The 18,325-nt window shown below is 54.3% G+C and carries 21 protein-coding genes; 15 read left to right on the forward strand and 6 right to left on the reverse strand.

Annotated elements, in window-relative coordinates:
- Nucleotides 1–72: 72 nt before the first annotated feature.
- Complete coding sequence (locus C5Y83_RS06905) at nucleotides 73–270, reverse strand: cold-shock protein (protein WP_105328919.1); 198 nt, start codon at nucleotides 268–270, stop codon at nucleotides 73–75.
- A 186-nt stretch (nucleotides 271–456) separates the two neighbouring features.
- Nucleotides 457–1,416, reverse strand: coding sequence for a bestrophin family protein (locus C5Y83_RS06910; RefSeq protein WP_105328920.1), 960 nt, complete (start codon nucleotides 1,414–1,416; stop codon nucleotides 457–459).
- Between the two features lie 257 nt (nucleotides 1,417–1,673).
- On the opposite strand from C5Y83_RS06910, the gene C5Y83_RS06915 reads away from it, so the two are divergent.
- From C5Y83_RS06915 to C5Y83_RS06935, 5 genes are all read left to right on the forward strand, one after another.
- Nucleotides 1,674–2,309, forward strand: coding sequence for a HEAT repeat domain-containing protein (locus tag C5Y83_RS06915; protein ID WP_105328921.1), 636 nt, complete (start codon nucleotides 1,674–1,676; stop codon nucleotides 2,307–2,309).
- A 204-nt stretch (nucleotides 2,310–2,513) separates the two neighbouring features.
- On the forward strand, nucleotides 2,514–2,861 hold the full coding sequence (locus C5Y83_RS06920) for a hypothetical protein (RefSeq protein ID WP_105328922.1): 348 nt from the start codon (nucleotides 2,514–2,516) through the stop codon (nucleotides 2,859–2,861).
- Nucleotides 2,862–2,894: 33 nt separating this feature from the next.
- Nucleotides 2,895–3,302 (forward strand): hypothetical protein, encoded by a 408-nt coding sequence (locus C5Y83_RS06925; protein WP_146117675.1) that lies wholly within the window; start codon nucleotides 2,895–2,897, stop codon nucleotides 3,300–3,302.
- Nucleotides 3,303–3,330: 28 nt separating this feature from the next.
- The gene (locus C5Y83_RS06930; protein WP_105328924.1) at nucleotides 3,331–3,951 is read left to right on the forward strand and encodes a hypothetical protein; all 621 of its coding nucleotides are present in this window, start codon (nucleotides 3,331–3,333) and stop codon (nucleotides 3,949–3,951) included.
- 106 nt (nucleotides 3,952–4,057) lie between these two features.
- A complete protein-coding gene (locus C5Y83_RS06935) occupies nucleotides 4,058–4,522 on the forward strand; it encodes a GNAT family N-acetyltransferase (protein WP_105328925.1) in 465 nt (154 codons plus the stop codon).
- 1 nt (nucleotide 4,523) lies between these two features.
- Here the strand turns inward: C5Y83_RS06935 and C5Y83_RS06940 are convergent, their stop codons facing one another.
- Nucleotides 4,524–5,120, reverse strand: a complete 597-nt coding sequence (locus C5Y83_RS06940; RefSeq protein ID WP_105328926.1) for a hypothetical protein — start codon at nucleotides 5,118–5,120, stop codon at nucleotides 4,524–4,526.
- Between the two features lie 188 nt (nucleotides 5,121–5,308).
- Between C5Y83_RS06940 and C5Y83_RS06945 the strand changes: the two genes are divergently transcribed.
- Together C5Y83_RS06945 and C5Y83_RS06950 are read left to right on the forward strand one after the other, a co-directional pair.
- Complete coding sequence (locus C5Y83_RS06945) at nucleotides 5,309–5,995, forward strand: M24 family metallopeptidase (protein ID WP_105328927.1); 687 nt, start codon at nucleotides 5,309–5,311, stop codon at nucleotides 5,993–5,995.
- A 92-nt stretch (nucleotides 5,996–6,087) separates the two neighbouring features.
- Nucleotides 6,088–7,017, forward strand: a complete 930-nt coding sequence (locus tag C5Y83_RS06950) for a cation diffusion facilitator family transporter (protein WP_233207129.1) — start codon at nucleotides 6,088–6,090, stop codon at nucleotides 7,015–7,017.
- Between the two features lie 126 nt (nucleotides 7,018–7,143).
- Here C5Y83_RS06950 and C5Y83_RS06955 read toward each other — a convergent pair whose 3' ends face one another.
- Both C5Y83_RS06955 and C5Y83_RS06960 read right to left on the reverse strand, forming a co-directional pair.
- Complete coding sequence (locus C5Y83_RS06955) at nucleotides 7,144–7,620, reverse strand: cytochrome c (RefSeq protein WP_105328928.1); 477 nt, start codon at nucleotides 7,618–7,620, stop codon at nucleotides 7,144–7,146.
- A gap of 125 nt (nucleotides 7,621–7,745) precedes the next feature.
- Nucleotides 7,746–8,147 carry a hypothetical protein gene (locus C5Y83_RS06960; RefSeq protein WP_146117676.1) on the reverse strand — a complete coding sequence of 134 codons (402 nt, stop codon included), beginning with the start codon at nucleotides 8,145–8,147 and terminating at the stop codon, nucleotides 7,746–7,748.
- Nucleotides 8,148–8,378: 231 nt separating this feature from the next.
- On the opposite strand from C5Y83_RS06960, the gene C5Y83_RS29335 reads away from it, so the two are divergent.
- From C5Y83_RS29335 to C5Y83_RS06995, 8 genes are all read left to right on the forward strand, one after another.
- Nucleotides 8,379–8,555, forward strand: coding sequence for a hypothetical protein (locus C5Y83_RS29335; RefSeq protein ID WP_158262266.1), 177 nt, complete (start codon nucleotides 8,379–8,381; stop codon nucleotides 8,553–8,555).
- 121 nt (nucleotides 8,556–8,676) lie between these two features.
- Nucleotides 8,677–10,299 (forward strand): hypothetical protein, encoded by a 1,623-nt coding sequence (locus tag C5Y83_RS06965; RefSeq protein WP_146117677.1) that lies wholly within the window; start codon nucleotides 8,677–8,679, stop codon nucleotides 10,297–10,299.
- 31 nt (nucleotides 10,300–10,330) lie between these two features.
- Complete coding sequence (locus tag C5Y83_RS06970; protein WP_146117678.1) at nucleotides 10,331–11,965, forward strand: STN domain-containing protein; 1,635 nt, start codon at nucleotides 10,331–10,333, stop codon at nucleotides 11,963–11,965.
- Between the two features lie 16 nt (nucleotides 11,966–11,981).
- On the forward strand, nucleotides 11,982–12,488 hold the full coding sequence (locus tag C5Y83_RS06975) for a hypothetical protein (protein ID WP_105328932.1): 507 nt from the start codon (nucleotides 11,982–11,984) through the stop codon (nucleotides 12,486–12,488).
- Between the two features lie 83 nt (nucleotides 12,489–12,571).
- Complete coding sequence (locus C5Y83_RS06980; protein WP_199194998.1) at nucleotides 12,572–13,432, forward strand: arylamine N-acetyltransferase family protein; 861 nt, start codon at nucleotides 12,572–12,574, stop codon at nucleotides 13,430–13,432.
- Nucleotides 13,433–13,468: 36 nt separating this feature from the next.
- Nucleotides 13,469–14,116: a hypothetical protein gene (locus tag C5Y83_RS06985; protein WP_105328933.1), complete on the forward strand. Its 648-nt coding sequence runs from the start codon at nucleotides 13,469–13,471 to the stop codon at nucleotides 14,114–14,116.
- 112 nt (nucleotides 14,117–14,228) lie between these two features.
- The gene (locus C5Y83_RS06990; RefSeq protein WP_105328934.1) at nucleotides 14,229–14,543 is read left to right on the forward strand and encodes a metalloregulator ArsR/SmtB family transcription factor; all 315 of its coding nucleotides are present in this window, start codon (nucleotides 14,229–14,231) and stop codon (nucleotides 14,541–14,543) included.
- A complete protein-coding gene (locus tag C5Y83_RS06995) occupies nucleotides 14,536–15,036 on the forward strand; it encodes an SRPBCC domain-containing protein (RefSeq protein WP_158262267.1) in 501 nt (166 codons plus the stop codon). Before C5Y83_RS06990 ends, C5Y83_RS06995 begins: the two co-directional genes overlap by 8 nt.
- Nucleotides 15,037–15,083: 47 nt before the next feature.
- Here the strand turns inward: C5Y83_RS06995 and C5Y83_RS07000 are convergent, their stop codons facing one another.
- Complete coding sequence (locus C5Y83_RS07000) at nucleotides 15,084–17,975, reverse strand: hypothetical protein (RefSeq protein ID WP_105328936.1); 2,892 nt, start codon at nucleotides 17,973–17,975, stop codon at nucleotides 15,084–15,086.
- Nucleotides 17,976–18,325 lie beyond the last annotated feature (350 nt).

Genomic DNA, 18,325 nt, shown 5'->3' on the forward strand with positions numbered 1-18,325 from the left:
GGCGGCGAGATCTTTTGTTGTGATCGGTCTATTACGTTCTCTACGGAGCGCTATCTAGACAGGCGTCACTGTTTAGACAGGCGTCACGTTTTCAGCACGTGGGCCTTTTGGGCCTTGACCTTCATCGTAGGTCACATTTTGACCTTCGTGAAGATTCTCAAAACTGGTTCCCTCAACGTTGGAAGCGTGAAAGAACAGGTCCTTTTGACGACCGGTGTCGATAAAACCGAACCCTTTGTCGGTCAATCGCTTGATGATTCCTTCCGGCATCGATCCATTACCTCAAATCAAAAAATCTAGAGCATGACTCCCGAGAAACACTTTGTTTAACGGTTGTCACTGCGAAGCTATCAGTATACGGGATCCCGGATGATTGCGACATAATAAATAGACGTCTTCTGACGAAGTTCTTGGCTTTTCTTCGTCATATTCCGCTCAAACGAGCCGAAAACGCCCCTAAATCAGCAAATGATCGACTGCGGTGATGGGTGGAGGGATCTCTTGGGCCGGGTGTCCAGATAGCTGCCGGACGTTAATTTCGATCATCCGGGTCAGGTACAGCAGCGGCAAATCGTTGTCGTCGGTGCTAAAAGGCTGTTCGATTTCGTCCCCGACCGCATCAAGCCCCAGAAATGCGTAGGCAACTAAGCAAACAACGATCGGCGTGGCCAATTTGACCGTATCGTGCAGACCGCACGGCAGGGCCAGGCAGTACAAAAACACCGTGCGATGGGTGAGCACGCTGTAAGTGAAAGGAATCGGAGTACTCTTAATTCGCTCGCATCCCCCTTGGATTCCCATCATTTCGGTTAAGCAGCTATGAAGCAGAGGCACATGGTACGCATTCAAAGCTCCCATCCGCCACGCTTCGTTAATACAACGCGAAAGTCGGTCAGCAATGGCGGCCGGAACGTTCGATTGGGCCAGGTAGGCGTCTAGTTCCGGATCGTCTGGCAACCGTTCTCGCATCTCTTCCGTGGCGTCTGTGTCGCGCAGGCGATGTCGCAGGGCGTTGATATAGGCGATGATCAGCAGCACCATCTCGCGGCGGAGACGAATTGCCTCGGCCGAAGTGGCTTGGCCGGTCTCCGGGTTTGCGTCGTCGATCAGGGTGTTGATTTGCATCGTGAACGTACGGCAAACGTTGACCATCCGCCCCCACAGTTTCCGCCCTTCCCAAAACCGGTCGTAGGCGGCGTTGTTACGAAAACCAAGGAAGATGGCCAGGGCCAGACCAACCACCGTGAACGGCATCGGTGACAAGCTGTAGGCATGGTCGGGAAACATATACGCGATGATCGTGACCACCACCGAAAACGCCGTCACGAACATGATCCTCGGCCAAATCCGGTTCCACGAGGTCCCATGCAGGGCGAAGATCATGCCCAGCCAGCTGTCTTTTTCCGTAATGATCATCGCAAGTCAAACCTGGTGCTGAAGTCGAGTGGTCCGTGCCAATGCGCCCCTTTGCCGTAAGGTGAATTGGCTTCCGCCACAAGGTACTCGAAGTCGTTGGGAAAAGGCAACTGAGGTTAGAAGCGAACACCTAGCTCTGGTAGAGTGGAGAGCATACAGGTGACTAAATTGACTGACTTGAGCCAACCTCTCCGTGCTCGGGAGCTACCTCTGTCTTCGTAGTGCTTCCTACTCGATACAACCAATCTTGTACCGTTATGTCTGGCGAAAAACAAAGCAACGCTCATAGTGTGTTAATTCTGGTCGCGTCGACATTTGCCGTAGTCGCAATTGTTGCCGTGCTCGCAATTCTGACCGCGAGAGGTCTTTACAGAATAGAACGCAAAATAGTTGAACAAAGAACGCAAGAGATTCAGGCGTTGGTTTCTTCAGCGCAAAAGCATCCTCACGACTTATCATTCGGCAATTCGATCCTCGCTATTGCTGAAGGGGATAACGACTTTCTCGCCGTTTATGCGACTGCATCGTTGGGAGATTTGGGAGAAGCAGCACGGCCCATTATTCCCCGAATCGCTAGACTGATGAACGCAAGGAATGGCACTGTCCGGCGCGAAGCGGCTCGATCGCTTTCTCGACTCGGTCCAATATCGGAAGATGCGCTGCCACTGTTGGTCGCCAAGATACAAAGTGACTCAGATTACGATGTGACCTACTTTGCGGTTGAAGCGATAGGAGCGATAGGCAAGCCTTCTGCCCTACCCGTTCTACGAACTAAGCTTGCCGATTCCGATGGCAATTTAAGCGAGATCATTCAGGTGGAAATCAATCGTCTTGAAGCTATTGAATCCACGTCGTCACTCGATGATTCTCCAATCCTCAACGATCGAACATGACACAGAAGTGGCAAAAGGGCCCGGTAATACTGTTTGGCACGACAATTGTCGCATGGGTGGGAAGCGTGTTACCGAACTGTTGTATTGAGTTGGGAAAAGGCAACCAAGGTTGCGACCGTTCTGTAGAACTCTGTTAGAATCCGCCCCAGGCAGTCATGCTGATCGGTTGAGGGAATTGCTGGGGTATATCCAAGGGCAGATTGTATGCAGACGGTGTCCGCCTGGTTTCGAACCGGGGTAACGTTGGCGATCATCGCCCTGCCCGCGTTGGTGTTACCGGCGCTGTGGGAAAAGGCCATCTGGTTCTATCGGCTCAGCGAGGACCTTGAGACGAATAACATTCATGCCTCTTGTCGATGGGCTGACTATTGGACGGACTTCGTGGAACTTCGCCTTGTCGTGAGTGGTGTCTTCGTGCTGATGGTCGTGGCCAGCGTTTGGGTGCGGAGGCCGGGTGTTGCTGAAGGAATCTGTTCGCTGGCCATCTTCCTGAGTAGCGGTGCGATTGCCTGTTTCGCATTAGGGTTCGTGATGGCAATTCCCTGTTTTTAACAGTCGGTGTGCCCGCGAGCCGCGAGGGAGAGGATGATGAGGGAGACGGCAGAACAACCGATCACCAACCGCTCAACCCAGCTGGCATTTCTTGGCAGTTTCTCCGCGACAAGTTTTCGGTTCTATGGAATGTTTCTCCTGGCTGGCAGTGCCTTCATCCTGCTACCGTGTGTCGCCGTTAGCCATTCGCCGGACGATCCTTTGATCGCTGACTGGGGAATGATCAGTTCGGCGAATCTTCAGAACTGGTTTGCGCAATGGGTGGCGTTGTTTTGCCATCAAAAGCTGTTTCAGGTTCGCCTTGGGTTAGCCCTGGGTTACTGGATGATGGTTCTGGTGATCGAACCGCTCGACGGGCCGGTCAAAGTCGGCTTCTATGGGCTTTGCTTGAACATTGTGGTGATCATTGGCATGATTGTGGGTTGCTCGTTGTGGGTATGAACCTGAAATCCCTGGCACGCGAAGCGTTATGATCCGAGTCGTCCTCTGCATCGTGTTTTGTTGCATTCATCTTCTCGCCATGGCGATTTCGACTTATGTCGCGTCGACAGAAATCGAAACGATCTTGGTAAGTGGTCCGATCTGTAGCGTGACAGGAATTGTGGCTGGCATTGCTGCATTATTCCTAAGAAGGCCGATCTTGGCGATTGCTTGTTTCGCGGCGCCGATATTGGCGGTCACGTTATTCATCGCTGAGGCTATGTTTCTCAATTTGGGGCCAGGCCGAGCTGCCCAGCCGTTCATGATCATCTTCCTGATTAATCAAATGCTCTCGTTGCCGATCATCCTGCTGCAACTACGACAAGTCATCAACCGTGCTCGCGACGAGCGACAGCAGATATCGCTAAAAACCTTGATGGTAACCACGGCGATCTTCGCAGCTGTTTTCGCGTTGCTGCGACTGTTACAGGGGCGTAGCGACCACAGTCTGATGATGTACTTGGCGTTAATATTATTGGGGCTAACGGTCGGTGCGGAGGCGCTTTTCGTTTACTATGCCGTGAGGTACCGGCGAAGATTATCCACCGCGGCGGAAAACGACGACCTAGCGCCGAATGATAATGGCTCGGCCTTTGACTCGCTGAACTAAGCGGCACGTGATTCTCAGCAATCGAAGTGAACCTCTTCCGGGGAACGAGCGTCTTTTCCCTACGAAAGCTAGTGGGTCGCCAAGGGATGAATTCTAAGTTAATCAGATGCAACTTAAACTCCTCGCCGACATTCCTGATGCGATACCGATCTTAGCTCGCTGGTTCTTCGATCAGTGGGGCCGCGATGTGCCGGGGAATTCGTTCGAAGCGACATGCGAACGTATCGGAGAAAAGCTGAACCGAGATCAAGCGCCGTTGCATCTTGTGGCGGTGGAAGGTGGCCGCCCGCTGGGCACGGCCCAATGGAAGATTCGCGAGATGGCGATCTATCCCGAACGAGAGTTCTGGCTGGGGAACGTCTATGTCGCCCCGGAAGCCCGCGGTCACGGGTTGGCAAGTCGCCTGGCCGAAGAGATCGCTCAGCTCGCTAAATCACATGGCGTAAGCGAACTGAGCCTTCAAACCGAGCGCCTTGATGGCGGACTGTACGCGCGACTCGGTTGGAAGCCAGTCGAGCAGGTACATCACCATGGGCGAGATGTGTTGGTGATGCAGCGTGACCTGATGTAGGTCAATTGCCGCCCCAGCGTTTATTGATGTAGAGATCGTCGTAGCCTGCCTTGCCGTGGTATTTGGCTCCAGCTTGCGAGAGCATGAGCGAAAATTTCTTCTTGTATTCTTTCTTGTCACCTTTGGCGAAATGGCGAGCAGCCATGTTAAACGCCTGCAGCAAGCCGCTTTCGAGCTGTGTTCCTTTGTAATGGAGAAACAAGGCCTGGGCGAAGTGGGCGTCGGCTTCCATCTCTTGCTTGGTCATTCTCCAGTTTTTCATGTCTTGAATCATGTGTGTCGCTTCGTGCACGATGGTGCCCCAGTGCGACGGACGATTGAGCGGCTTGGTGGCGGATGTCAAATTCAATTCGTTGCCGGTCAAGTTGTAGAACGCCTTGGCACCTTCGATATTGCCTTCCCGCAGAAAGATGGGAATCCGTCCACTGCCAATTCGTCGACCGATCTCGGCGTACAACTCCGGATTGTAACCAGGCCAATTCGGATACTTGATGCGTGGGAACTTGAAGTTCTGGAGATAGCCGCCGGTTTGGAGGAAATTGGCGATGCACTTCACCGTATGATCCGGTGCGCGGGTTGCTTCAGTTGTGGTCGACATGATCGGGCCTTCTTCTTGTTCGCATAACAGTTACGGGTAAATTGGTTATCCGTAGATAGATGGCCGGTGTTGCGTTGACCTTTCAGTAGAATTTGAAAAAAAGTGAGAACGAGTCGAATTGGCTGATGCGGTAATCGATCTTGAATACCACGAATCTTTCGACTGCGAATCAATGAGGTACCGAGGCCATGAACGATCATCGTCACGTGCAAGCGATTGCTAAGTCCGTGCTGGAAGATCTGGCCGCGACGATTCAGCCTGCGGATACCGAGCGAACCATCGCTAAGCGATGTGTCGATAGGCTGCATGACGCCGGAATCACGCAGACTTGGTACTACGATTGTCCCGCCTACGTCTTGCTGGGCTCGCGAAGTTGCCTTTCGATTTCAGGCCGCGATTACGTTCCGGCGGACGAAGTTGTCGGTGAAACGAACGTGGTGACCGTTGACCTTAGTCCGCTTTACCAGGAAGCCTGGGGAGATTGTGCCCGGTCGTTCTACGTGGAAGAAGGGAACGCCTCGCTGATGCCGACTCGTGCGGAATTCGTCCGCGGTGACCAGCTGCTACGGAAGTTGCACGTGTTCGCTTGCGAGCGCGTGCACACCGAAATGACGTTCGAGGAACTTCACTCGCTGCTAGCAGAGGCAGTCGTGACGCATCAATTCGAGAGCATCGACTTTCTCGGCAATTTTGGACATAGCATTGAGAAGTGTTTGACCGATCGAAAATACATCGAAGCAGGCAATGCCTCACGGCTCAGCGACGTTCCGTACTTCACGATCGAACCGCATATTCGGGAGTTGGGCGGTAACTGGGGATATAAGTGGGAAGAGATCTACACGTTCGGCACAGATGGTCGAATTCATGCGATATAGTTGATTGGCGGCTCGATCCGCCCTGCCCCAGAACTAGCATCTCGTTAGAATGAGGAACTCTCCCGAATCGACCGTCGCCAGGTAGCTGTATCTTGAACGACCAAACCAACGCATCGCACGTCTACCGCGAAGTCACCAACGCCGCCATTCTTGGTTTGGTGGTGAACTTTCTGCTGGGCGTGGTCAAGCTGATTGGCGGAATTGTCGGCAGCTCGTTCGCTCTGATTGCCGACTCGGTGAACTCCATTGGCGACGTTGTAACGACCGTAATTGTCTTGTTTGCGTTACGCGTGGCACAACAGCCTCCCGATGATGAACACCCTTACGGCCATACCCGAGCCGAAGCGATCGCGGCCTCGAACGTTGCGTTGCTGGTGATCGTTTCCGCCGTGTTTGTCGCCTGGGAAGCGTTCCAACGCATGGGCAGCGCCCACGCGATCCCTGCCTCGTGGACCTTGTGGATCGCGGGCAGCAACGTAGTGATTAAGGAAGCCCTGTATCAATACAAAGTTCGCATCGGACGACGCACGAACTCGGCCGCGATCATTGCGAATGCCTGGGATCATCGTAGCGACGCCCTTTGTTCGCTCGCGGTGTTGTTGGGATTGGGCGCGATTCGATTGGGTGGCGAGTCTCTGATGTGGGCCGACGAGGTCGCCTCGCTCGTTGTCGCGGCCGCGATTATCTGGTCTGGCGCCCAACTGTTTCGTTCGAGCGCCAGTGAACTGATGGACGTGCAAGCCGACCCGGACTTTATCCAGGAGATTCACGACGCGTCTCTCACCGTCTCCGGTGTGAAGGAGGTCGAAACGTTATGGGTGCGCAAGAGCGGGCTGGAATACTTCGCCGACATTCATATCGAGGTCGATCCTGAGATGACCGTCGCCGAAGGGCATCGGATTGGTCACCGTGTGAAAGATCATCTGCTCGACAAATTCCCCACGCTGCGCGATGTGCTGGTGCACCTGGAACCACACGGCCACTGTGAAGAAGAAAAGCCATCTGGCAATTCGCCTTATTAACGACTGCGCCGCCACGCGAACAGGGGCGACCCATGGAAGCCCCCAATTCGTGGCAAGTTGGCTCGTAGCAGTATTGAGTTACGTGCGCAGACTCAATAGAACTGCCAGACGGCAAACGACACCGCCTTACGGAGTCAGAATATGTTCGCCACCGGCGAACTGTTCGTGGCAAGCGTTGCAGCTTTTGACCATCGATTGATAACTCTTCTTCGCTGCGGTGTAGTCTTTTGCCTGAGCCGCACGATAGAGCTTGCCGCCGTAGTCGCGGACTTCGTACGAATGCTTGGCCCAGTCTTCAGCATCCGTTTGAGCTTCTCGAATAAGAAGCAGATTACCCCCTTCTGCCAAAATCAGCGAGTTCGACTTGATGGCAAACCATCCCTTTTTATCCGCTGGTTCGGAAGCCATGGCAGGCTTCAACGCTTTGAAGCTTGGTTGAAAGACGTACTCCATGAACTCGTGCATGTCAGGTTCAACCGGCGTAGGTTCGGCAGCATTGCCCGGCGCTGCGGCAAACGTGGGCATCGTTGGAGCCGCTGTCAGACAAGCGATCGCGGCGAACGTCGTGGTAGCAAACAAAGCGTACGAGATTGTGTTTCGCATAAGTTAATATCCTAAGTGGTAGCGATAACTGAATATCGATACGCGCGCAACGGCGCGGCATGCGTTAAGAATGGAAAGAACCGGTGTCGATATCAGCCAATCTAAGATTTGGCCCAGGCACGTTCTTAGTTCAACAGAACGTGGTATCGCAGATAGAGCTGCTGATGTTCGGACGCTACGGCGTCCGCGGAAATAGGTCGACCAAACGCCCGCCTCGGAGTTAAATTCACTTGCCGTGGAAAGCCGATCGACGCCAGGCAACTTCGCGACTTGGTGCTTTGGGTTGCCTCCCAGACGCTCGCTTCGCCCTGCGAGGTAAGCCGATTGCCACTCGCTTGTTCGGCTTGAAAGAAATGCCAATGCCAGCCGCGGGGAAGTTGTGATTGGCTGGACGACGCATGATACCTTTGCAGATGCGAAGTCAGCTGGACGGTCGACATACCCTTATGGCAATGTCGCCACGGAAGCGGGACGTGAGCGACCATCAGAATTGTCGCGAGAACGATCATTCTGGTGAGTTGGATCACGTGCAAAAGGCTCCCGGGAAGGTGGCGTGTTTAGGCAGAGTTTAATGCAATGTTTCACTTTTTTCCACCAACCGCAGCCACAATCCCCAATATTCGGCAAGCACCAACGAACACCTGGGCGAAATCATCTGCATGTTGTTGGCTATTGAGAAGGAGGCACTGTGAATCGAGCTTCCTCGGAGTAAGCCTTTCAACAACCATCTTCACACCTTGATTTAGGATCCTTGGCAAATGAAATTAATGTACCGATTATGGTGGGCTTTCCTCGGACTCGCGTGCGCGGCGCTTGGCGTTTACCTGGTCATCGAAGACCCAACCATGCGCACGACTGGGCTAATCTGCGCCCCGATCGGCCTGGCAATTTTCGGCATCCAGGTCTACATGATCAAATCTCGCGGCAACAAATAACAACCAATCAGCAGCGCCAACCATGCGCGGCCCCAGCCAAATAATTGCCCCGGCCGCGCGCGACGCTTATGCTGAGAAGTTAACGCGTTCCGTGACGTTTCTTTTGATGGGTTGTGCCTGCATGCGCTTCTGGCTGTTCGTGTTCATATTCTGTTTTCCGCTTTCAACCGTTGGCCGGGCGCAAGATCAATGGATCAAACGCGAGATCGCAGTTGGTAGGTTCACGGCTGAAGGAGAAGCGTCACGGTTCGAGGCGATCGCTGAACTCCAACAGAAAGTCTGGCAGACGAAGGTGACCTTCCAGTGCGAGAACATGCGCCTCGACAAGATGGTTGAGGCACTCACTGAGAAGACCGGCCTAAGCATCCGCGTCGATAACGGGTTTTTGGTGCATTTGTCGACACCAGTCACGGTCGATGTATCCGAGGTGTCTTTGCACAGCACGCTGGTGATGCTCTTACGCCCGCGCGGGCTGGCCTATCGTGTCGATCCTGACGAGATTGTAATCACGACCTTGTCAGCGGCGTTGCATTCTCCGCCGATTCACTTTTACGAAACGTCCGACATCCTGCCTGAAACGCCTGACTTGGACCCGAATAACTGGGACGTGCTTGGTCCATTTCGGGAGATTGCCGATGATGAAATGCGGTTTGGTGGCATCGCTCAAGAGGGGAAATGCGAGAGCTATCGTAACGGCGTGGTGGTTCAGGCTTCGCCACGAATCCACTGGGAAATAAAGCACCTGATCGAGGCGGTGAAGAAAGCGAAATCGCTATCCAGCGATCACTACTCAACCACTGCAATCGAGTTACCCCATGCGGTAGCAAATCCGGACGAAGTCTATCAGAAACTTCGCACCCAGCGAATCACTTGGAGCCAGCAAGACACCACGCTCGCTCAGGTGATGAAAGCGATCCGGCTGGCCTCTGGTGTGCCGGTTTGCAGTGATACCGAGTTCGTTCGTCATACGGAACTCGTCGGCAGGAAACGCCTGCTAAATGTCGATTGGGAAGATCGCACCATTGAACAGGCACTAGATGAACTCACCACTGAATACGATGCCGGTTGGCGAATCGCGGATGACCGAATTGAAATAACGTCAAAATCCGAAACGCATCGAACAGCCGTGCTTAAGGTGTATCCCGTGCGAGATCTGGTATGGTACGGGCTGGAGCTTCCGGATGAAGTGAAAGCCCGCCTGCTGCCACTCGATCCGGGAAAGTTGATGTTGGGCGGTGGAAGTGGTATCCCTCCGCCGAATCCGTTCTTCGATTCAGACCTTCCATCGTTGCCTGACTATCACACCGTTGAGACCGTTCTTCCTTGGTATCACGGTACCGTCATTGAATCATTTTCGATGGCGGATTGTTTCGTGATTGGTGCCACACCGCAAGTGCACGAACAGATCGCCGGCCTTCTCCAACAATTACGTCGTCAACAGCATGCGATCGCCCCTGAGAAGTTCTTGGCCTATCTTGATAAGGTCGAAAAAGAAGTGATCACCGTCGACGCTTTCGTCTACCCAGAAAGAATCTCTTTTGAAAATATGCAAGCTTTGGCCGCCCAAATCAAAGAGAAGGTTGCCCCTGGCTCGTGGAACGGAGAGGACGCGTACATCGTGGTAACGAACCGTAGGATGCTACTTAGGCACCAACGTAAGGTGCTACGTGAAACGCTGCCGATCTTAGGCAAGGTGGAAGGGATCAAGTTTGGATTTCCAACGTGGGATCGGTTCTGGTGGTAACCGACAGCTTGCTTCGGAAAGGGAGATCACGATGCGAAACTATACTGCGATATTGATGATCCTTTCGTCTTTTCTGACCGGAAATGTGGCGATGTCGCAACAGCCCATTCGAGCGATTACAACCGTCGAAGTTGCCGACAACGGTGTGGAAGCCCGCCAGGGAGCCATCGACGAAGTGCAGCGAAATGTCTGGCGAACGAAAGTCACGTTCCGCTGCGAGCAAATGCCCCTGTCTGAGGCGATGAAGCAACTCGCGAAGCGTGCCGATTGCGCCATTCATATCGCCTGGGGAAAGCTGGTTCGTGCAGATACATTGGTGTCAATCGACGTGCGTGATGTTTCGTTGCATAGCACGCTGGTGATGATGCTTCGCCCGCACCAGTTGGCTTATATTCCTGCTGAAAATGAGATTGTCATTACCGACGAAAAGACAGCTATCGACTTCGTAACGACGAAGTATTATGACACGACACCATTGCTACCCAAAGGGCATGGTCCCAATCCTGGTCTGGGATTCATCGCACGACTCATTGAGGATGTGCTCGATCGCTATTGGCCTGACCTGGGGCTTGAAGGGAATGGTTCTGTGGACGGCTTTCGAAACACGTTGATCGTACGGCAACGGCCGGAGATACAATGGGAAATCGATCAACTGTTGGCTCAGTTGAAAACTGCGAAGGATCTACCCGACGTCCCATATTCAGGCATGCCGCTAAAGGTATCGCAGCCGATCAATCAAGTCGAAGCCATCACCGATAAGCTGCATTCCACTCGCATCAGCGGGCAAATGAACAGCGCGACTTGTAGCGAGGTCATGAAGAAAATCGAACAGACCATGTCCATTCCGGTGTGTGCGATTAACTCCTCGTTAGAACGAACGCCCCTCTTGGCAAATGAAGGGAAGCTGTCAGTTCATTGGGATGACTGCACGGTATGGCAGGCTCTCGATCAGTTCTCGTCCAAGTACGAGGCTGGCTGGCGAATCGTGGACGATCGGATCGAGGTTACCTCAGCAACGGAAGCGAACTATTCCCCCGTAATTCGTGTATATCCGGTTCGCGACTTGATTTGGTACGGGATGTCGTTGACCCGTGATACTAAGCGGCGAGCTACCGAGATCACCAATCATAGCCTCTTGTTTAGAAGCTCGAGTAGCGTGCCCCCTCCCAGTCCGGACTTTGTGCCTGATATTCCACGGCTCCCAAATATCCACGAGTTAGAGTACGAAATCTTCGATCTATTCCCAGAAGAGTGGGACGGCCCTCGCCGGGTTGAATGGTTTGGCGAGGCAGACTGCCTGGTCATCGCGACAACGTTACCCTGGCACGAAAAAATAGAGGCCTATCTAAATCGCCTTCGCGAAAGCCGACCAACCGTGAACCCGGACGAGTTCCTGACCTATTTGGATAAGCTAGAAGCGGAAGTCATTACCGTTACGTACCAAGTGAGAGAAGTGAACGGTGAGCCGGAATTGTCTCCCAAGATACTGAAGAATCTGGCCAACGATCTGCGATCCAACATTGCGCCTGAGTCGTGGAATGAGAATGACGCCTTAATCACGACAACCAATGAAAAGCTGCTACTACGAAACCGTCGCGACATAATACTACGATCGATTGAATTTCTGGAAAACACGGGCGGCCTCCGGGAATACGTGCTTCCGTGATCGGTTTAGCTAGGTCATGAAAACAATGGATGTTAACCCACCGCAAAAAAATACAACCCGATCACGTTGGAAACTGTTTGCCGTTGTCGTCGTGTCTTGCCTGATCGCCTGCATAGTTGCTGTTTATCATCATGTAAATCGGCGACCGTCGCTGACAATCCCGCGTGACGGTAAGCCGATGGCTTCGGTCACGGTGAACGATCTGCAGACATTTGCCAACCGGTCGACCAATTCCTCAGGGACGATTTATCTGGACGGACCGCTTGATCGCCAGCAGGGCGTGTTTTTGTCCGAACCGGACGGATCGTCTCGGATGCTGATGTTTCCTGAGCAAGGGGATCTGGTAGTGGATCTTCGTGGGCGGTACTCCATTTCGACCACCATGCATTACGATTTGGGCTTCATAAAAAGTACCAGCCAATCGGAGCAGTTCAGCACGACACAGCAAGAGGTAGAACAACTGCGGCGCGGTGAGATCACGATGGAACAGCTGGAACAAAAGATTCGCGACGAGAATCGGTAGCCAGCCGTTGCCTACGAGACCTGTTGCGGGAACAATACGGGGCATTCCTGCACCCTTTGTTTCCTTCTTGATTGACGTGCCCCGTGATCGATCTCCCGGATACTGCTTCAGCGGAGGTGGAAACCTCGCTAGATCTTGACGCTTACTGTGCCCGCATCGGCTACACTGGGCCGCGCGAAGCTACGCTCGAAACGCTGCATGGCTTGATGCAGGCTCATTCACAGACGATCCCGTTCGAGAACCTGGATCCGCTGATGGGACGCCCGATTCGTCTGGATGTTCCCTCTTTGTTTGACAAGCTCGTGCAGCAGCGGCGTGGCGGGTATTGCTTCGAGCAGAACGGATTGTTTCTGGCCGTGCTGGAAACGATTGGCTTCGATGTCGTTCCACTCAGCGCGCGGGTTCGGATCGGCTGGCCCCGCGACATCGTCACGCCTCGCACGCACATGTGTCTGCGAATCGAAATCGAAGGGCAATCGTATCTGGCGGACGTCGGTGTGGGAGGGTTGAGCTTAACTTCGGCCTTGATGCTTAAGCTCGATCAGCACCAACCAACGCCCCACGAAACACGCCGCATCATCAAAGAGGGGGACGTGCATTACCACCAGGTTCAGTTTGGCAGCGAGTGGCAGGACGTCTACGAACTGACGCTCGAACCGATGCCCCTGATCGATCGCGAAGTCGGCAACTGGTACACCTCAACCCACCCCGAGTCCCGCTTCCGAAACGTCTTGATGGTGGCCCGCGCCGCCCCCGAAGGAAAACGCCTGACTATCATGAATGACGAATTCTCGATCCGAGCCGCTAGCGGAGAAGCAACCAAGACATCGATCGAATCGAAGCAGCAGCTATTGTCGATCTTGGACGAGCACTTCGGGGTGACGCTCGACCACGAAGTGCCGTTGAAAGTGCCTGGCATTGCTTGGTTGACGGATGGGGTTTAATACTCGGATTCTGAGTGTCGTCAGGGAGAAAAAGCAATGTCAGCGCGGGATCACATTCTTCAGCGTCTGCCCGACCCAAACACGCTTGAACGCCGGCTTCAATCACTGGCCGTATTGACCGAGATTTTGTCTTGGGATCTCGGCGAGCCGAGGGTTTCGTTCGACGCAACGTGGCGGAAGAACGCACGGCAAGCGTTGATCGATAACTATCAAGGGGATCGTGCGGTATTCGCTTTTACGGAGTCAGGAACGCTCGTGGAAGGATCGGTTCACGATTGTCCCCTAATTAGAGACAAGAATCGATGCAAACTTCAGCGGATCAACACACCATCGATCTTGCGAAGTTATGTTGATGAGGGCCTTATCGAAAACAACAGGGTAACTTTTAACGCGTGGTATTTGCATGCTGACTTGGAGTGGTCCTTCGGAGCCGAGTTGCCCACGCAAGGTGACGATACGGATGGTGCCGAACTCTTACTATTTTTGGTCGTTGGGGATGCCGAGGGTTTCCAGACTTGGGCCGAGGAAAACTATGAGCAAGATTTCGATTTGAGTCCCATCAAGCAGATCTTCGACCATGTCCCGTTAACTAATCCGCTGGTTCGCCAATTGAACGTTGCCGTATCGCTGCGAGAAGTGGCGTCAACGATACGGAAGACGGGTTACCCGATAGCATCTGAGTGAGTCACGTAGACCAGACGGTTCAAGTATTCGCAATGCTGGTGAGATACCTCCAGTCTCCAAAGCTTTGTAATTAAGCATTGTCTTAAATAAGTCTCCGCTTTATCATGCAGGCATGAACAGTTTCACTGCCCTTGCCGATCCGACGCGTCGCCAGATTGTCGAGATGCTGGCCGAGCGGCCTCTTGCTGCGGGAGAGATTGCCAGGCGATTTACGATGAGTGCTCCGGCGATTTCGCAGCATTTGAAGGTGCTGCGTGAGGCACGGCTGGTGCGGGCCGAAGTGGCGGCGCAGCAGCGAATCTATGAGCTTGATCCGGCTGGAATCGACGAGGTCGTGAAGTGGATTGCCAAGGTGCGGAAGTTCTGGGGAACCAAGCTTGACGCACTGGAAACGGAAATCAAAAGGGAGAAGCGGCGCCGTGAGTAGTTTGGGAGAGATTGTCCGCATCGACGCGGTTAAGTTCGTGCGATTCTTGCCTGCCAGCCCGGAATCGGTTTGGGCCTTTCTTACCGAAACGTCAAGAATTACCGCGTGGTACGGCGACGATGGCCGGATCGAACCGCGCGAAGGGGGCACCGTGTGGTTGATGGGGGGCCACATTCGTGGCGTGGTCACGCAGTGGAAGCCGGGCCGCAAGCTGGCCTATACCTGGAACGTGTTTTCGCCTGGCGAAACCGAATCGAGCTTTCCCGAAAGCTACCTCACGTTCGAGATTAAGCCCGACGGTCCTGTCACTCAATTGACGCTAACCCACATGCCGATCCCGCCGGAGTTCAGCGCCCAAACCAAAATGGGCTGGCACACCTATCTCGACCTCGTAACGGCCATCGCCCAAGGCGACACGCCTCAGCCCCGTGCTACCTACATGAAGCAAAATGCGGAGCTATATGGGATCAATCTTAACGACCTTCCGCAGTAGGTGTCGTTCGTCCGAAAGTAGCTTCGCCAGTTTGCGTGATCCTGATTTTACTCAATCGCGAACCACCCCATTCCCTTGGCTGGAACGGTCACCGGCAATTCGATCGTGAATTGTCGATCGAGTTCGTACGACTGTGCGGGTAGCTGCGCACTGGAAACGGTCGCCGTTTCGGTGAGTCCGGTGTAGTACAAGGGAACACGCAAGATCCGTTCGACCGGTTCGTCAAGCGGGTTAAAGACGACCAGCATTCCCTTTTGCGGCAGGGCTGGATTGACGTGCAGCAACCAATCAACATCACGGCCATCGGCGCGGCGGCCGTGGATTACGTCCGACTCGAGGATGTCGCGATAGTGTTTGAACCAGTCGACCGACTGCTTCACGACTGCCTTCGTTTCGTCGGTATCGTACAGGCGCGGACCACGGTAGCACGCTTGCACGCCGCTGCCCAGGTTGCTGAGGATCATCGCTTGGTAGTGATCGAGATGCTCGTGCAGTGGTTCGACGGTTGCTGCGGGGCCGCCTCCGTGATACTGACTTAGTGGAACGAACATCCAGCCCATCGAAGGCGTCTTGTCCCAGGTTCCGTCATAGATGTTCTGCCGGGTGTGCAAGACCTGCATCTCGCGCGGGAGCGACCAGTTCACCTCGCGGTAACCCATTCCGCATTTGTTCGATCCCGACAAGAAGTAGTAATCAGGCACGTTCAAGTAAATGCCTCGCTCGCGGCACCAATGGTAATAGTCGGAAATGATGCGCCATTGAACCCAACGAGAATCAGCTTTCCCTTTCTGAAGTGGCGGCCGCGGTGTCACGTCGACGTCGCCCGGGTACGAGCCGTCATGTTCCAGAAGATCGAAGCCTGTAAGCTCGTAGAATCGCCGCATCCGTTGGAAATACGCCTGTCCCCATTCGCTGGTTAACGCTGGACATTGACCATGCGTGGGACGTTCGCCCGGCGGGGAGACAATCATGTCGCTTGCAGGCACGCCGCCACGGCTCGATAGAAGCGAGTACGATCCAATTTCGATCCCTTTGGCGTGCGCATAGTCGGCGACTTCCTTCCACTTGGCCAGGTACGCAGGATCTTCATTGTCCATGTTGAAACCACTGCCGAACGAGAGAATCAGCATCTCGAAGCCAACTTCCGCCGCCTGATCGACGGCCCGTTTAGCGACCTCGGGATCCGAACTAAGCAGGTGGTGCATCAAAGGGTTCTCGGTCACCCAGGGAGCGATCGTGCGATACATTTTGCGAAGGGCCAGGCCGCGACGTTCGCGCTCGGTCGAGTCGTAAACAAGCTCGAAGGCCCGGCAACTGGTGAACGTCGCTCCAGGAGCAATATCTTGCGAGGGGCCGTATGTTGGTTCAACGGTCAGCAAACAAGGCGTTTCCTTCAGGTAATTCACCTGGGTGGTGTACTGCGGATCGGGCTTCCAATGGACCACGTGTCGATTGGCCGAACCATGATTGAATGATTGAAACGCGAAGTCAGTTTCGACATGCAGCGAGTCTGGCGTCGATAGCGGATACCCTTCGCGGGCCTCGACCGGGTTGTCGTATTCGACGATGGCCAGCATCTCGCTGGTGAATCGATCGACCGTGATTGGCTTATCGGTACCGTTATGGATCGTAATCCATTTGCTGATGACCGGAACGCCATCGTACAGTTCGTAATGGACCGAAACTTGGATTTCTCTCGTTGTTTGTCGGGCCGATTTCCATTGCTGCAATTTTGCGGCATCCGTCTGGCCGTAAACGTCGATCGACTCAAAGCGGCATCGCCCAAGCTCACCTGGGTGCCTCGCTTCGTCCGATGGGCCACCTTGGCGATCGGTCTTACCGATGCGAACCATCTTCGGCACCTGATCTGCGGGGACATCGACGGTGAAGAGCCGTTCGAAGACAGGCTGCTTCTCGTTGAGCTGGGCGGCGTACCACGTTAATCGGCCTGCTTCGATTACCACGCGAAGTCGGTAGTTGCTATCGACGCTGAGGCCCCCATCTTCGGCGGCGAATGAGTCAATCGTCTTTAGCGATTCGCGACCGTTGACACGCATCTCGAAGTGGCCATGCACACCACGGTCGCCGGTTCGTAGGCGAACTCCGACTGTTTGGCCGTCGTAGACGAGCGTCATGCCGGGGCCCCAACTGGTGCTGCGATCGGTTCCTGGCTGAATCTCGACTTCGATCAAACCAGCGCCGTCAGGAAGTTGGCGATCAGCAAAGCAAAACGTGCTACTCAAGGCGTAAATCTGCCCTGGCTGTCCTTCGTTTTCAAAGCTAGTCCGCTCGTGCCTTGGCGAAGCGTGAATGGTCCACGCTTTGTCCATCGTCTTGAACGAATCGCTCCACAAGAGCGGCCGTGTGTCGTTGGGACTTGGCATCTGGCCACTTCCGTCGGGCAACGCGTAGTCCATTCGCAGCGCGACTCCTTTCGGTGGCCACGCAACGTTCGGTGCGTGACGACGAACCTGTTTCCAGGCGAAACGCTCGACCGGTGCCCCAATTTCGAAACCGGTCAGCTGCATCGCCCCTGCGTCGGCGGTCATCCCGTCGAGCCACTCTGGCAACAAGTATGCGTAGTTCGGCTGCCCGTCGAGACCGCCGACGTTCAGCTTGCGACCGTCGATCGTCACGACGGCTTCCGGCTTGACGCCCCGCAAAAGCGACTGACCTGTCATCAAGTTTTCGAGCGCGACGGTCGCCCCGTTCGGAGCCGTGCGGAAGGTTCGGCGGACGAGGCCGTTATCAAGGACGAATTCGCGTGGATTGTGGGTTCGATAGATGCCTGCCTTGTACGGAGCGATATCGATCAGCCAATCGGTACGCTTGGTGGTCGTTTCAGACAGCGGCTCTAGCTCGGCAAGCTCAGTACCCCAGGCTACGGACGAAAGCAGCAAGAACAGAGGCAATGCTGAGAGCATTCGGTGATTGGTCATCGTTGTCTTCGGCAGGAGGGAGATTGGCGGGGCTACGGCTTATCTTAACAGAGAGATGAGCTGAGCGTGATCCTGGATAGACTTTTCGTCGGTTCCAAGTCGGTCTGAGGTAATGATCAAGTCACCATTTCAGGTGGCCCAATTGGTGTGCCATGAATTGCAATCGTCGAACGTCCCGAGAATGATGAACGGGTCGCAAAGCAATCGGAAAGCGTGCGTCCAACGGATCGACGCTTAACCGAAGCCGCTAGTCGGCCGAACCAGAAAAATGGAGTTTGTAGGATAGGTGGCCCCATGGCACGAGAGCCAAAACAGTAAATGCGATTCAAAGTTGGCTTACGTCATACCTC

Source organism: Blastopirellula marina (assembly GCF_002967765.1).
Lineage (GTDB): Bacteria > Planctomycetota > Planctomycetia > Pirellulales > Pirellulaceae > Bremerella > Bremerella marina_A.

Bases quoted from the DNA above. Each gene is read 5' to 3' on its own strand.
- C5Y83_RS06905 (WP_105328919.1), bottom strand. From the start codon at position 270: ATGCCGGAAGGAATCATCAAGCGATTGACCGACAAAGGGTTCGGTTTT.
- C5Y83_RS06910 (WP_105328920.1), bottom strand. From the start codon at position 1,416: ATGATCATTACGGAAAAAGACAGCTGGCTGGGCATGATCTTCGCCCTG.
- C5Y83_RS06915 (WP_105328921.1), top strand. From the start codon at position 1,674: ATGTCTGGCGAAAAACAAAGCAACGCTCATAGTGTGTTAATTCTGGTC.
- C5Y83_RS06920 (WP_105328922.1), top strand. From the start codon at position 2,514: ATGCAGACGGTGTCCGCCTGGTTTCGAACCGGGGTAACGTTGGCGATC.
- C5Y83_RS06925 (WP_146117675.1), top strand. From the start codon at position 2,895: ATGATGAGGGAGACGGCAGAACAACCGATCACCAACCGCTCAACCCAG.
- C5Y83_RS06930 (WP_105328924.1), top strand. From the start codon at position 3,331: ATGATCCGAGTCGTCCTCTGCATCGTGTTTTGTTGCATTCATCTTCTC.
- C5Y83_RS06935 (WP_105328925.1), top strand. From the start codon at position 4,058: ATGCAACTTAAACTCCTCGCCGACATTCCTGATGCGATACCGATCTTA.
- C5Y83_RS06940 (WP_105328926.1), bottom strand. From the start codon at position 5,120: ATGTCGACCACAACTGAAGCAACCCGCGCACCGGATCATACGGTGAAG.
- C5Y83_RS06945 (WP_105328927.1), top strand. From the start codon at position 5,309: ATGAACGATCATCGTCACGTGCAAGCGATTGCTAAGTCCGTGCTGGAA.
- C5Y83_RS06955 (WP_105328928.1), bottom strand. From the start codon at position 7,620: ATGCGAAACACAATCTCGTACGCTTTGTTTGCTACCACGACGTTCGCC.
- C5Y83_RS29335 (WP_158262266.1), top strand. From the start codon at position 8,379: ATGAAATTAATGTACCGATTATGGTGGGCTTTCCTCGGACTCGCGTGC.
- C5Y83_RS06965 (WP_146117677.1), top strand. From the start codon at position 8,677: ATGCGCTTCTGGCTGTTCGTGTTCATATTCTGTTTTCCGCTTTCAACC.
- C5Y83_RS06970 (WP_146117678.1), top strand. From the start codon at position 10,331: ATGCGAAACTATACTGCGATATTGATGATCCTTTCGTCTTTTCTGACC.
- C5Y83_RS06975 (WP_105328932.1), top strand. From the start codon at position 11,982: ATGAAAACAATGGATGTTAACCCACCGCAAAAAAATACAACCCGATCA.
- C5Y83_RS06985 (WP_105328933.1), top strand. From the start codon at position 13,469: ATGTCAGCGCGGGATCACATTCTTCAGCGTCTGCCCGACCCAAACACG.
- C5Y83_RS06990 (WP_105328934.1), top strand. From the start codon at position 14,229: ATGAACAGTTTCACTGCCCTTGCCGATCCGACGCGTCGCCAGATTGTC.
- C5Y83_RS07000 (WP_105328936.1), bottom strand. From the start codon at position 17,975: ATGACCAATCACCGAATGCTCTCAGCATTGCCTCTGTTCTTGCTGCTT.